The organism is Faecalibacterium prausnitzii, from assembly GCF_003287405.1.
GTDB lineage: Bacteria > Bacillota > Clostridia > Oscillospirales > Ruminococcaceae > Faecalibacterium > Faecalibacterium intestinale.
In genome coordinates, this window is the sequence record NZ_PRLD01000002.1 from 188299 (window position 1) to 201948 (window position 13650).

Sequence of the window (13650 nt, forward strand, 5' to 3'; positions counted from 1 at the left end):
GCGTAGAAGGGTGCTGTTTACAATTCATATTTTTTATATTATAATTTAGGGTAACCTAATGTATCGCGGGAGGGAGAAACGCATGAACGAGAGCGCACTGGAAGGCTTTGTAAAGATCGTGGAAATGAACAGCTTTTCTGCGGCGGCAGAGGCACTGTATCTTTCCCAGTCGGCACTTTCGCAGCAGATCCGCACGCTGGAAGGGCAGCTGCAGTTTGAGCTGTTCCAGCATCTGCCCCGCCGGGTGGTGCTGACCCCGGCGGGGCAGGATTTTTACCCCAAGGCAAAGCAGCTGGTAGCCCTGTATCAGCAGGCGGTGCGCCATGCCCGCGCGGTGCAGCAGCAGGAAAACCCGCCGGAAAGACATCTGATCATCGCAGGGTGTCATGAGGCAATGCGGATGTTCGCATACGACCTGTTTTCCCTGACGAGTGACTTGTGCCTGCGGTATACCCCCATTCTGGGGTGGTGTGCCAACCGCAGCGAGGTTTGGCGCAGCCTGAAAAAAGGGGAGATGGATCTTTCCTTCCAGCTGGAAAGCGCAGAATTTTACGCACAGGGGCTTACCTTTGTGCCGCTGCTTTATGTGCCGGAGCTTTGCATCCCCATCCACCCGCCCGCCGATATGCCAGTGGGCAGGCTGACTTTAGAGCAGGCATTGCAGTACCGCTGGCTGCTTATCAAGGAAATGTACCAGACCGTTTACGAGACAAGTCTGGTACAGGAGGGGCTGGAACGCGGGGTGAGCTTTACGCCGGTGGGCGGCATCCGCAGTGCAGCCTACGGAGACCCGGCGCTCAAGATGGTCCCGGCGGTCTATTACCGCAGACCCGACCTCAGCTTTGTACGGGTGCTGGACTGGGGCAGAGGACACCGGTTTGGCATCGTGCTGGGGCAAAAGCGCGAGGACCCGGTGGTAATGGCTTATGTCCGCGCGTTGCAGCAACAGCTGCCGTCCCTCTCGGAAAAGCTGTTCGGCCTGAAGCTGGAACCGGTGGAGGAATAAAAAAACGGAAACCCTCTCAGGCGCATTCGCGCCAGCTCTCCCGAGGTGAGAGCCCTATTGCAGCTGACCGACAGATGCTGAAAAGCTCCCCCTCTCGGGGGAGCTGGCATCGCGCAGCGATGACTGAGAGGGTAAAACAAAATAGCACCTGCTGCCTTAAAAAGGCGACAGGTGCTATTTTTGCAGTTATATTGCGATAACAGGTGCTTTAATCCACAACATCCTCGAACTGGCTGTTGTACAGATCGGCGTAGAAGCCGCCGGCCTCGATCAGCTGGTCGTGGGTGCCCTGCTCCACAATGTCGCCGTCCCGCATCACAAGAATGAGGTCGGCGTCCCGGATGGTGGAAAGGCGGTGGGCAATAACAAAGCTGGTGCGGCCCTCCATCAGACGATCCATAGCGGTCTGGATACGCTGTTCGGTGCGGGTATCCACGCTGCTGGTAGCCTCGTCCAAAATCAGGATGCGGTTATCTGCCAGAATGGTGCGGGCGATGGTAAGCAGCTGTTTCTGTCCCTGACTGACGTTGGAGGCGTCCTCGTTCAGCTCCATCTGGTAGCCGCCGGGCAGGGTGCGGATAAAGTGGTCGGCGTTGGCAGCCTTTGCGGCGGCGATCACCTCTTCATCGGTGGCGTCCAGCCGACCGTAACGGATGTTCTCCATGATGGTGCCCTTGAACAGCCATGTGTCCTGCAGCACCATGCCAAAGCCCTCGCGCAGAGCGCTGCGGTCAAAGTCCCGCACATTGTGGCCGTTCAGGGTGATGGAACCGGAATCCACATCGTAAAAGCGCATCAGCAGCTTGACCATGGTGGTCTTGCCCGCGCCGGTGGGACCCACGATGGCTACCTTCTGGCCGGGCTGCACCGTGCAGCTGAAATCGTGGATAACAGTCTTGTCGGGGGTGTAGCCGAAGCGCACATGGTCAAAGGTGACCTGTCCGTCAATATCGGCGGGGTCGGCGCGGTGGGCGGGGTCTGCCAGCTGCTCTTCTTCCGGCTCGTTCAGGAATTCGAACACCCGCTCGGCGGCAGCGGCCATGCTTTGCAGCATATTGGACACCTGCGAAAGCTGCTGGATGGGCTGGGTAAAGTTTTTGACGTACTGGATAAAGGCCTGAATATCACCAATGGTGATAACCCCGTTTGCGGCAAAAATGCTGCCCACGATAGCCACCGCCACATAGCCCAAGTTGCCCACAAAGTTCATGATGGGCATCATCAGGCCGGAGAGGAACTGGCTCTTCCATGCGGATTCGTACAGCTTATCGTTGGCGGCGTTGAAGTCTGCCAGCACCACGGCTTCACGGTTGAAGGCCTTGACCACGTTGTGGCCGGCGTAGACCTCCTCTACCTGACCGTTGACCACGCCCAGCGTGGCCTGCTGCGCTTTGAAGTACTTCTGGCTGAACTTGACAACCACCAGCACCAGCGCCAGCGACACCGGCAGGATCAGCAGGGCGATCAGGGTCATGCGGGGGCTGATGGAAAGCATCATCACCAGCACACCGATCATGGTAGTCACGCTGGTGATCAGCTGGGTGATGCTCTGGTTCAGGCTCTGTCCCAGCGTGTCCACATCGTTGGTGATGCGGGAGAGCACCTCGCCCACGGTGCGCTTTTCAAAGTACGCCAGCGGCAGGCGGTTGATCTTTTCGCTGATCTGGCGGCGGAAGTCGTAGCAGACCTTCTGGGAAAGGCCGGTCATCAGCCAGCCCTGAATAAAGCTGAAAGCGCTGCTCAGCAGGTACATCCCCAGCAAAAACAGCAGGATGCGGCCGATATACACAAAATCGATGCTGCCGGTGCCGCGCAGCCGGGCGATCCAGCCGGTGGCAAGGGCGGTGGTGGCCTTTGCCAGCACCTTGGGGCCTGCAATGTTGAAGATGGTGGACAGAACAGCAAACAGCATGGCTGCCGCAAGGGGCAGCTTGTAGTGGCTCATGGTGCGGATGATCTGCCGCAGCGTGCCTTTAAAGTCCTTGGCGCGCTCGGTGGTGGGACGTCCGGGTCTGGGCATATCACTCACCCTCCTTTTCCGTATTCAAGGTATCCAGCGCCAGCTCTTTCTGGCTCAGCTGGCTGCGGGCGATCTCCTGATATTCCGGGCAGCTGACCATCAGCTGGGCGTGGGTGCCCTTGCCCACCAGCCTGCCTTCATCCAGTACAAGAATCTGGTTTGCGTGCAGCACGGTGGAGATGCGCTGTGCCACAATGATCACGGTGGCGTTGTCGGTCTGTGCCTTCAGGGCGCGGCGCAGGGCTACATCGGTCTTGTAGTCCAGCGCCGAGAAGCTGTCGTCAAACAGATAGACCTTGGGATTTTTGGCAATTGCCCGGGCAATGGAAAGCCGCTGCTTCTGGCCGCCCGATACGTTGGAGCCGCCCTGTGCGATGGGGCTTTGGTAGCCCTCCGGCTTTGCTTCAATAAAATCAGTGGCCTGCGCAATGGCAGCAGCTTTTTGTACCTGCGCATCGGTGATATCTTCGCCGCCGAATTTCAGGTTGCTGTCGATGGTGCCGCTGAACAGCACACCCTTCTGGGGCACATAGCCCAGCAGGTCGTGCAGCTGTGCCTGCGGCATCTTGCGCACGTCAATGCCGTCCACAGTCACCTTGCCGCCGGTCACATCGTAAAAGCGGGGAATCAGGTTGAGCAGGGTGGATTTGCCGCAGCCGGTGGAGCCGATGATGGCGGTAGTCTCGCCGGGCTTTGCGGTAAAGCTGATGTGCTCCAGTGCATCGCTGTCCGCACCGGGGTAGCGGAAGCTCACATCCTCGAACTGCACAACGCCCTGCCAGTCGGTGTGTGCCTTTGCGGCCTTTGCGGCGGCTTCATCCGGGTCGTGGATGGTGGCTTTGGTGCGGATGACCTCGTCGATACGATCCGCAGCCACACCGGCGCGGGGCAGCATGACGGCCACCATCGCCAGCATCAGGAAGGACATGACGATCTGCATGGTGTAGGTGATAAAGGCGATCATCTCGCCCACCTGCATGGTGCCGGCATCCATGGCTTTGCCGCCGAACCAGACGATGAGCAGGCTGGTACCGTTCATGATCAGGGTCATAAAGGGCATCATAGCCACCATGGCGCGGTTGGTGAACAGCTGGGTGCCCATCAGCTCCCGGTTGGCCTTGTCAAAGCGCTGCTCCTCAAACTTTTCGCGGCTGAAGGCGCGCACCGGCATGATGCCGGTCAAAATTTCGCGGCTGACCAGATTCAGCCGGTCCACCAGCTGCTGCATCACCTTGAATTTGGGCATGGCAACGCTCATCAGGAAAATGATGAGCAACAGCAGGATGGCCACGTCCAGCACCACGATCCAGGAAAGGCCGGAGCTGCTGCCCACAACGTGCAGCACACCGCCAATGCCCAGAATGGGCGCATAGGCCACCATGCGCAGCAGGATGACGCAGACGAACTGCACCTGCTGGATATCGTTGGTGGTGCGGGTGATGAGGGAGGCGGTGGAAAAATTCTCAATCTCTGCGTTGGAAAAGTCGATGACGCTGGAGAAGGTCTCCCGGCGCAGGTCACGACCGATGGCAGCGGACACCCGGGAGGCAAGGAAGCCCACGGCCACAGCCACGACCACCATCAGCAGAGTAAGGGCAAGCATCTGGCCGCCCACCCGGAAGAGGTACTGCATCTGCACATTCCGTGCAACGCCCTGTGCCTCGTATTCCAGCTGCACCAGCAGCAGGGACTGGCTTTTCAGGTTTTCCAGCAGGGTGCTGTCCATCTGGCTCATGGCTCCGTCCAGCTGCTTTTGCAGCATACTGCGGTCAAAGCCGGGCATCTGGCTCATGGCGGCAAACTGGCTGCAAACGGTGTCCAGATCCGCTGCCGTGGGGGTAATGGTCTCGGTGTCGGTGTCCGCAGCGGCAGAGGGCATCTCGGCAAGGCCGGTCATGCCCATGCTGTTCTGCCCAGCGGGGGTGTTGGCGGCCTGTGCGGCAGCCATATACAGCACGATGTCCGGGGTGGTCACGGCATCTTCCAGCGCGGTGCGCTCGTCCTCGGTCAGGTCAGAGCGCAGCTGCAACACGCCATCGTCCTGCAGGTAGTACTGGTAGGCGTTTTGCAGCTTTTGTGCATCCTCTTCGCTCATCAGCAGGCTCAGCGTGTCCAGCGTGCTCTGGCGCACCGTCTGGGGCAGGGGACTTTCAATGCCGCCCTGCTGGATGCCGGTGTCCACGATCTTGCTGGTGTAGTCCGGCAGTGCAAGGTCGCAGTACGCCTGCACGAACAGCAGCGCGAACACCACAAGGCAGACCGCCCAGTGCCGGGCCAGCTGCTTAAAGATCTTTGTCATGGTTCGTTTCTCCCTTCGGGTCAATGTTGCGCGCGGCATTTTCCGCAAGAATGGCATCCATCAGCGCGCCGCGCAGCGCGTCCATCTGGGCTACCTGCTCCGGCTCTAACCGTGCTAGCACGCTGGCAAAGTAGTCGCGCAGAGCCTGCTCACACTGGTGGCACAGCTCATACCCTTTGGGGGTGACGCGCACCAGCGTTTTGCGGCGGTCGGCGGGGTCCGGTTCCCGCACCACAGTGCCGTCCTGCTCCATCAGCCGCAGCCCGCGCGAGACCGCCGGCAGCGGCTGACGGATCTCTCGGGCAAGGTCGGAGACATAGATAGCGCCGTCCTTGCCGTGGCAGTTGATGGAATGCAGCAGGCCTTCCAGCATATTAAAATGGCATTTGGGGCAATCAGCCAGCGCCGCCCGTATCCCGGCCTTGGATGCCTTGCTCAGCTGCCCGATATAGTGGCACATCCCCTGAAAGCTGGGGGTGCTTGGCTCGGACATAACAGTTCCTCCTCGTTTGCATTTTTCAAATACTTAACAGTTGTTAAGTATTAACGCCTGATAAGCATATTCCTTTTGCAGCGGGATTGCAAGAGAATAGGGAAATATTAAACAAAAATTCACAAAAAACTTGTAGGCTTTGTCAATGCGCAAACCGGCTCTCGCTGCATAAAAATAAAGGACAGGCAGAAACGGAGGGTGCGGATGGAGCAGGGATTCCAAGTGTTGTTACAGGTATTCGGCGGATTGGCGCTGTTTTTATATGGGACGGACAGCCTGTGCAGGGCAGTACAGCAGGGGGCGGGCAGGCGGCTGCGCAGCCTGCTGGCGCGGTGCACCGCAAACCCGGTGGCGGGGCTGCTGACCGGGGCGGCGGTCACGGCGGTGCTGCAAAGCAGCTCGGCGGTCACGGTCATGGTTATTGCTTTTCTGGCAGCGGGGCTGCTGCAGCTGCGGCAGGCGGTGCCGGTGGTGTTCGGGGCAAATATCGGTACAACGGTCACAGCACAGCTGCTGGCGTTCCGGGTGGAAAGCTGGCGGTATCTGCTGCTGTTTTGCGGGGTGCTGCTCTGTCTGGCCTGCAAAAACTGGCGGGGCCGCTGCGTGGGCGAGGCGGTGTTCGGCTTTGGACTGCTGTTCGAGGGCGTCACGGTGATGCGCAGCGCCATGGAGCCGCTGCTGCAAAGCCCGTTGCTCCGGTTGGAGCTTGCCCGGGTGCAGCAAAGCCCCTTGCATGGGCTGCTGACGGGCGTCTGCATGACCTTGACGGTGCAGAGCAGCTCTGCCACGGTGGCGCTGCTGCAAAGCATGGCGGCGCAGCCCGGGGCGGACGGCGTGCACAGCCTGCTGGGGCTGACCGCTGCCATTCCCATTCTGCTGGGGGATAACATCGGCACCACCGTTACGGCGGTGCTTGCCGCCATCGGGCAGGGAAGAGACGCCAAGCGGGTGGCGGCAGCCCACGCCATCTTCAACCTGAGCGGCGCGGCGGTGTGCTGCGCACTGCTGCAGCCCTTTGCGGCGCTGGTGCAGCTGTGCTCGCCCACGGGGGCAGAGTGTGCCGTGATCGCCCGGCAGATCGCTAACGCCCACACCCTGTTCAACGGGCTGTGTGCGCTGGTCTGGCTGCCCCTGACCGGGCAGATGGTGCGGCTGGTCTGCGCGCTGCTGCCCGATAAAAATCGCCCGAAAGAACGGTTGTAAACCGGAGCGGGGAATGGTATACTGAAGCAGACGGATACTATTATATAAAGGATGGAATGCAATGAAACGGAAAATCGGCAGGCTGTGCATGGTGCTGGGTGCGGTGCTGATCTTGAGCGCCGCCGGGCTGCTGGGTTACAACCGGTGGGATGCCGCCCGGGCAGAAAAGGCTTCGCAGGAAGTATTGGGCGAACTGGAGCAGACCATGCAAAAGACCATTACGGAGCACCGGCAGGAAAACGAGACCGCAGCCCCGCAGCCGGTGCTGGACCCGGCGCAGGAGATGACCACCGTAGAGGTGGAGGGGCATGACTACATCGGGGTGCTTTCCATCCCGGCGGCAGGGCTGGAACTGCCGGTGATGGCGCAGTGGAGCTACGCCGGGCTGAAGGTCGCCCCCGGACGGTACAGCGGCACTACCTATGCCGATGATCTGGTGCTCTGCGGCCACAACTATGCAAAGCATTTCAGTCCCATCAAGTGGCTGGCGATCGGCAGCCCGGTCTACTTTACGGATGCGGATGGTCTGCGCTGGAGCTACGAGGTGGAGAGCGTGGAGACTTTGCACCCCACCCAGATCGAGGAGATGACCACCGCCACCGAGACAGACAGCTGGGATCTGACCCTGTTCACCTGCACCTCCGGCGGCAACGCTCGGTATGCGGTGCGCTGTGTGCGGACGGGCTACCCCGTCCGGGTGACGGATGCGGCAGAGTGATGCCATCTTTTGCGGGGCGGGACGATTTGGAATGCCCGCCGCGTGTGCTTTGGGCATGATCAGCGGAAAATATATTTTTATCGCAATTTTCAAAAATAGTGCCAATCAAAACGGCAGCTTTGCGATATGCAGTTTGCGGATGTTGCTTGTGCATTAAAAACGCAAACTGCTATAATTTCGGGATAGCGGAGCGTCTGCGGACGCTCCGCTATCCCATTTTCACGGAAGGGGGTCGTGACGGAAAACGGCAGCTCCGGCACCTGTTTCCTGCGGAAATGCGGCGCTGCGGAGGGGAACTGCCAAAGCCCCGATTTCCGAGGGGGTGGCTGCGGACAGGGGGGAGCAGACCGTGGGGTATCATCCGATTTTTGCGCAAAAAGTCTGCAAAAACATTTGAAAGTCCTTTTTATAGTATCCCTATTGTGCGATACTGTGTTCACCGGGGAAGTCCCGGGAATAAAACAGACACACAGGAGGGAAACACCATGAAGGATTTTGAGTTGCGTTATGTGGGCAGTCATGTGGAGGTATACACCGGCAGTGGTGTGTTCCTGTTTTCGGCCGATACGGTGCGCGAGGCCATGGAGGAGCTGGCCGGGTAAGTGGGGATATCCTGCGCCCTGAGAAGGCACAATGTAAAATGTATGTAAAATAAAAGAAAGTTTTTGGTTTTACACCCGGAAATATGTTGCGGAATGTGTGGAAAAAGTGATTTTCGTGTAAAATAAACCTTGTTGAGACGCCCCCTTTGATGGTATAATAAAAATAAGCGGCTGCCGGAACAGGGCAAGTGCTGTGCACGTGCAAGGTTTCGGCAGCTGTGTGCTGTAAAGGATAAAAAGGGAAGTTTCATATTAGGAGTATCGTTATGGATATCACACACATTACCTCTCTGCTGGGCGGCGTTGCGCTGTTCTTGTACGGTATGTCCATCATGGGCGCCGGACTGGAAAAGCTGGCAGGCGGCAAGATGCAGGGCGTATTGCAAAAGCTTACCTCCTCTACCATCAAGGGCGTGATCTTCGGCACACTGATCACCGGCGTCATCCAGTCGTCGGCTGGTACGGTGGTTATTTGTGTTGGTCTGGTCAACTCCGGTATCATGACACTGACGCAGTCGGTAGGCGTGATTATGGGTGCAAATATTGGTACTACGGTAACAGGTCAGTTGATCCGCATGGCGGATATCTCAGGCGACAGCCTGTGGCTGACCTTGATCCAGCCCAAGACCTTTGCCCCCGTGGTGGCGTTTATTGGCTGCATTTTTTATGTGTTCCTCCGCAATGCCAAAAAGAAGAACATCGGCCAGATCATGCTGGGCTTCGGTATCCTGTTTACCGGCATGAGCCTGATGGATACCGGCGTAGCACCCCTGCGGGAGAGCGCAGTCTTTCAGAATCTGTTCGTCACCATGACCAACCCCATTCTGGGTGTTCTGGTGGGCGTGGTGGTCACCGTGATCATCCAGTCCTCCTCCGCCTCCGTGGGTATTTTGCAGGCACTGTCCAGCACAGGGCTTGTCACCTTCAGCTCTGCTATTCCTATCATTCTGGGCGCGCATATCGGTACGGCGTTCACCCCGCTGCTCACCATCGGCGGCTCTTCCAAGGATGGTAAGCGGGCAGCGCTCATCCACCTGTACTTCAACGTCATCGGCAGCGTGATCCTGCTGGCGCTGATCTATGCGGTGCAGTTTACCATCGGCATCCCCATGTGGGGCGATGTGATGAACAAGAGCTCCATTGCAAACATCCATACCATGTCCAGCGTGTGCGCTATGCTGCTGTTCCTGCCTTGCAGCGGGGTGCTGAGCCGCTTGGCGATGCTCACAGTGCCCAGCAGCGTGGAGGAAGCACAGGAACTGAGTATGCCGGTGCTGGACGAGCGTCTGTACAAGAGCCCGGCTGTGGCTTTGCAGCAGGCTAAGAACGCGGTGATCAAGATGTCCCGCCGTGCTGCCCGCAATGTGGGTCTGGCCGCGCCGCTGCTTTTGAAGATGGACGAGGAGACCGTGAGCGCCATCAAGGTACGCGAAAACCTGATCGACCGCATGGAGGTGGAGATCACCAACTACCTGATCAAGCTGACCGATCAGGAACTGGGCGATGACGAGAGCCACGCAGTGACCGAGCTGCTGAACTTTGTCACCGAGTTCGAGCGCATCGGCGACTATGCCGTGAACATCATGGAAAAGGCCGAGGAGCTGTACGACAAGGAAGCCAGCTTCAGCGAAAGCGCCAAAAAGGAACTGCAATTGCTGGATGCCGCATTGGAGCGCATTCTGGTTCTGACGGACGAGGCCTTTGAAAACGATGATACCCAGAAGGCTGCACAGGTGGAGCCGCTGGAGGAGATCATTGATGTAATGGTGGAGCGTCTGCGTGACCAGCACATCCGCCGCCTGAAGGACGGCATTTGCTCCATCGACACCGGCGTGGTGTTCCTCGATGTGCTGAACAACGCCGAGCGTATCTCCGACCACTGCTCCAACATTGCGGTGCGCATGGTGGGCATGGAGGCCGGCGATGATTACGACTCCCACACCCTGAAAAGCATTATGCACCACAACCCCAGCAAGGACTATATGCTGGAATACGAGCAGTGCCGCAAGGAATACCTTGTGCCGCTGGAAGAAATGGAAGCTTGAATCCTATAAATGCAATAGGCCGCTGCACATCGTGCAGCGGCCTATTGCATTTATTCCCCCAGATCCTCCAGCAGCAGGTCCAGCTCCCGGGGGCTGTTGACCACAAGCCCGCGCTTGATGCGCAAAGCGTCGTTTTCCGGCAGAAGATTGGTGTAGATGCCGGTCACGCGGATCAAAGTGCCCGGGGTGCCGTCGGCGCGGCAGGTGTACACCGCCACCCGCCCGCCGCTGTCCCGCAGGCAGTAGCGGGCAGCATCCGTCTGGGGCGCAGCCTGTGCGGCAAGGCTCAGGGGAGAGGCGGGATCGGTCTCGGATCCGGCGGGGCTTTGGGACAGCGGCAGCTTTGGCAGCGCCATCCAGAACAGACTGAATACAATGGTGAATACGCAAAGCCCGTAGAACAGGCAGACAGACAGCTTGCGCATAAAAAACACTCCCTTCCCCGGTAAGTATGCCCCATTTGGGCGGATGGCAGACAATTTTCACACACGGGCACTGTACTTTCCGTGGCGGAGTGTGCTATACTATTTATATCTGCTCAGCGCGCAAAGATTGGTTCTTGCCCGGCTGGGGCGTGCGTGCTATAATATGGTATTGCAGTTTGAAGTTTCGTGTCACAAACGATGTGGATAAAGCCCGGCGCAGCAATGCCCGGCAACAGTCTTGAAATGTCAGGAGGCGATCCCTATCTCCAACAATGAGATGAGAAAGATCCATCGGGGCGGCGAGGAGCAGCCTGCCCGCCCGATGGGACGTAAGGTCAATGTTTCCCAGAGCCGCCGCGAGGTACACTCCGCAGCGGAAAACCGTACCCGCGCACCCAAAGCACCCAAAACTCCCAAGCCGCCGAAGGAAAAGAGCAAACACCCCATCCTGCGGTTTATCGGCCGCACCATCGCTACGGTGCTCTGCCTTGGCATCATGCTGGGCAGCGTGGTGGCCGTGGGCATGGTGTTCTATGTGGTGCAGGCTACTGCCAACGACGGCGACCTGCTGGACTTGGACAACATCCAGTTGAGCCAGTCCAGTATGGTGGTGGCTACCGACCCGGATACCGGCGCACAGGTGGAGTATGCCACCCTGCGCTCTTCCAACAGCCACCGCGTGTGGGCAGACCTTGAGCAGATCCCTTCCAACTTGCAGTATGCGTTCATCTGCACCGAGGATAAGGACTTCTACTCAGAGCCCGGCGTCAACTTCAAGCGCACCATCGGCGCAATGATCAACGAGTATCTGCTGCCTATTTACAGTTCCAAGCAGGGCGCATCCACGCTGGAGCAGCAGCTCATCAAGAACCTGACCGATGACAACAGCGCCAGCGGCATCGATGGTGCACTGCGCAAGGTGCGCGAGATCTACCGCGCCCTCTGCCTGAGCCGCAGCTACTCGAAAGAAACCATTCTGGAAGCTTATCTGAACACCATCAGCTTTACCGGCACCATTCAGGGTGTGCAGACGGCTGCCAACGAGTACTTCAACAAGGACGTCAGCCAGTTGAGCCTGTGGGAGTGCGCCACCATTGCCTCCATTACCAAAAACCCCACCAACTATAACCCCTATACGAACCCCGAAAACCTGATCAACCGCCGCAACTTCATCATGTACAATATGTGGCAGCAGGGCGTGATCAGCGAGGAGGACTACCGCAACGGCGCTGCGCAGCCCCTTGTGCTGGCCGAAGAGGACAGCGGCAAAAAGCCCAGCACCGTCACCTCCTACTTCACCGATGCACTGTTCAACGAGGTCGTGCAGGACATCATGGTCAAGGAGGGCATCAGCGAGTCCGAGGCGCAGAAGCTGCTCTACACCGGCGGCTTTACCATCGAAGCCACTGTCAACACCAAGCTGCAGTCCCAGATGGAAAACCTGATGCTGAACACCGACGATGCCTACTTCCCGGCGGGCTGGCATGAGGAAGAGGTCACCTCCATTTCGGACGATGATGTGCAGGTGTTCAACGAGGACGGCACCCCCAAGACCCGCACCGGCGAGGACGGCACCGTCTACTACTACCGCAACGTGCGCACGCAGGCAGCCATGGTTACGCTGGACTATGACGGCAATGTGCTGGCCATTGTGGGCGGCTTGGGCGAAAAGACCAAGAGCCTTTCCCTGAACCGCGCCTACAACGTGGAGCGGCAGACCGGTTCTACCATCAAGCCCATCGGCGCCTATGCACTGGGCATCGAGTACGGTCTGGTCAACTGGTCCACCATGCTCAACAACTCCCCCCTGTACCAGAAGCAGGATATGATCATCCGGGATGAGGACTACTGCCGCAAGAACGGCCTGATGGGTCTTTCCGATAAGCAGCTCCGTGCTTACCCCAACGCATGGCGCAGCTGGCCGCGCAACTACGGCGGCAACTACGGCGACGGCAGCGATCTCCCGCTGTGGAATGGCCTTGCCCGCTCGCTGAACACCATCGCGATCCGCGTGGGCGACCTTGTGGGCGCAAGCAATATCTTCAACTTTGTCTACAACACCTTACAGCTGAATACGCTGGACCCCACCAACGACGTGGGTCTGGCGCAGATGGTCATGGGCAGCCAGACCAAGGGCGTTACCCCCATGGCGCTGGCCGCAGCTTTCCAGATCTTCTATGATGGCGAGTACACCACCCCGCATCTGTACACCCGTGTGCTGGACCGGGACGGCAACATCTATCTGGAAAACAACGCCACCAGCTATCAGGCGCTGACCCCCGATACTGCCTATGTCATGAACCGTCTGCTGAAGAACGTTCTGTTCTCCAGTGTGGGTACTGCCAGCGGCCGCTACCCCAACTCCAACGGCATGGAAGCCTTTGGTAAGACCGGTACTGCCAGCGACGAAAAGGATCTGTGGTTTGTGGGCGGCACGCCTTACTATGTCACCGCTGTGTGGTGGGGCTACGATGCACCCTACGATATGACCAAGACCCTGTCCAAGCAGCAGGCCAAGACCCGCACCTGTGTGACCGCGTGGAAGGCGCTGATGGAGCAGGCACAGGCAGACCTGCCCTATAAGGCATTCCCCACCTCCGCAGGCGTGGTGGAGCGCCGCTACTGCACCCAGAGCGGCCTTCTGGCCGGTGCAGGCTGCCCGAGCACTGCTGTGGGCTACTACCGTGCCGATGACCTGCCCGATACCTGCACCTACTCCCACGCAGCCCCGCAGGCTGCTGCCCCTACCGAGAACACAGATGGTGCTGTGCCCACCCAGCCGGTCATCCCCACCGATACCAGTGCGCTGGATACGGAATAAGGGTAAAAATCGTACTTT

9 protein-coding genes are annotated in these 13650 nt (G+C 58.8%); 5 read left to right on the forward strand and 4 right to left on the reverse strand.

Annotation, left to right across the window (positions count from 1 at the left end; translation table 11 throughout):
• The first annotated feature begins 82 nt into the window (after positions 1-82).
• Positions 83-1006: a LysR family transcriptional regulator gene (locus C4N24_RS03260; protein ID WP_112090300.1), complete on the forward strand. Its 924-nt coding sequence runs from the start codon at positions 83-85 to the stop codon at positions 1004-1006.
• Positions 1007-1214: 208 nt separating this feature from the next.
• Here the strand turns inward: C4N24_RS03260 and C4N24_RS03265 are convergent, their stop codons facing one another.
• From C4N24_RS03265 to C4N24_RS03275, 3 genes are read right to left on the reverse strand one after another with little or no spacing between them, the layout of a single operon-like run.
• On the reverse strand, positions 1215-3026 hold the full coding sequence (locus C4N24_RS03265) for an ABC transporter ATP-binding protein (RefSeq protein ID WP_112090301.1): 1812 nt from the start codon (positions 3024-3026) through the stop codon (positions 1215-1217).
• A 1-nt stretch (position 3027) separates the two neighbouring features.
• Positions 3028-5325, reverse strand: coding sequence for an ABC transporter ATP-binding protein (locus C4N24_RS03270; protein WP_112090302.1), 2298 nt, complete (start codon positions 5323-5325; stop codon positions 3028-3030).
• The gene (locus tag C4N24_RS03275; protein ID WP_242983173.1) at positions 5309-5818 is read right to left on the reverse strand and encodes a MarR family winged helix-turn-helix transcriptional regulator; all 510 of its coding nucleotides are present in this window, start codon (positions 5816-5818) and stop codon (positions 5309-5311) included. Before C4N24_RS03275 ends, C4N24_RS03270 begins: the two co-directional genes overlap by 17 nt.
• A gap of 222 nt (positions 5819-6040) precedes the next feature.
• Between C4N24_RS03275 and C4N24_RS03280 the strand changes: the two genes are divergently transcribed.
• The 3 genes from C4N24_RS03280 (at position 6041) to C4N24_RS03290 (ending at position 10386) form a co-directional block, all read left to right on the forward strand.
• Entirely contained in the window at positions 6041-7021 is a 981-nt protein-coding gene (locus C4N24_RS03280; protein WP_242983174.1) for a Na/Pi cotransporter family protein, read from the forward strand.
• A gap of 61 nt (positions 7022-7082) precedes the next feature.
• Positions 7083-7739 carry a sortase gene (locus C4N24_RS03285; RefSeq protein WP_112090304.1) on the forward strand — a complete coding sequence of 219 codons (657 nt, stop codon included), beginning with the start codon at positions 7083-7085 and terminating at the stop codon, positions 7737-7739.
• An 868-nt stretch (positions 7740-8607) separates the two neighbouring features.
• Entirely contained in the window at positions 8608-10386 is a 1779-nt protein-coding gene (locus C4N24_RS03290; RefSeq protein ID WP_005923318.1) for a Na/Pi cotransporter family protein, read from the forward strand.
• A gap of 50 nt (positions 10387-10436) precedes the next feature.
• Here the strand turns inward: C4N24_RS03290 and C4N24_RS03295 are convergent, their stop codons facing one another.
• On the reverse strand, positions 10437-10811 hold the full coding sequence (locus C4N24_RS03295; RefSeq protein WP_112090305.1) for a hypothetical protein: 375 nt from the start codon (positions 10809-10811) through the stop codon (positions 10437-10439).
• 277 nt (positions 10812-11088) lie between these two features.
• On the opposite strand from C4N24_RS03295, the gene C4N24_RS03300 reads away from it, so the two are divergent.
• On the forward strand, positions 11089-13632 hold the full coding sequence (locus C4N24_RS03300) for a transglycosylase domain-containing protein (protein WP_112090306.1): 2544 nt from the start codon (positions 11089-11091) through the stop codon (positions 13630-13632).
• The last annotated feature ends 18 nt before the right edge of the window (positions 13633-13650 follow it).

Coding starts and splice junctions, on each gene's coding strand:
- C4N24_RS03260 (WP_112090300.1), top strand. CDS start 83: ATGAACGAGAGCGCACTGGAAGGCTTTGTAAAGATCGTGGAAATGAAC.
- C4N24_RS03265 (WP_112090301.1), bottom strand. CDS start 3,026: ATGCCCAGACCCGGACGTCCCACCACCGAGCGCGCCAAGGACTTTAAA.
- C4N24_RS03270 (WP_112090302.1), bottom strand. CDS start 5,325: ATGACAAAGATCTTTAAGCAGCTGGCCCGGCACTGGGCGGTCTGCCTT.
- C4N24_RS03275 (WP_242983173.1), bottom strand. CDS start 5,818: ATGTCCGAGCCAAGCACCCCCAGCTTTCAGGGGATGTGCCACTATATC.
- C4N24_RS03285 (WP_112090304.1), top strand. CDS start 7,083: ATGAAACGGAAAATCGGCAGGCTGTGCATGGTGCTGGGTGCGGTGCTG.
- C4N24_RS03290 (WP_005923318.1), top strand. CDS start 8,608: ATGGATATCACACACATTACCTCTCTGCTGGGCGGCGTTGCGCTGTTC.
- C4N24_RS03295 (WP_112090305.1), bottom strand. CDS start 10,811: ATGCGCAAGCTGTCTGTCTGCCTGTTCTACGGGCTTTGCGTATTCACC.
- C4N24_RS03300 (WP_112090306.1), top strand. CDS start 11,089: ATGAGAAAGATCCATCGGGGCGGCGAGGAGCAGCCTGCCCGCCCGATG.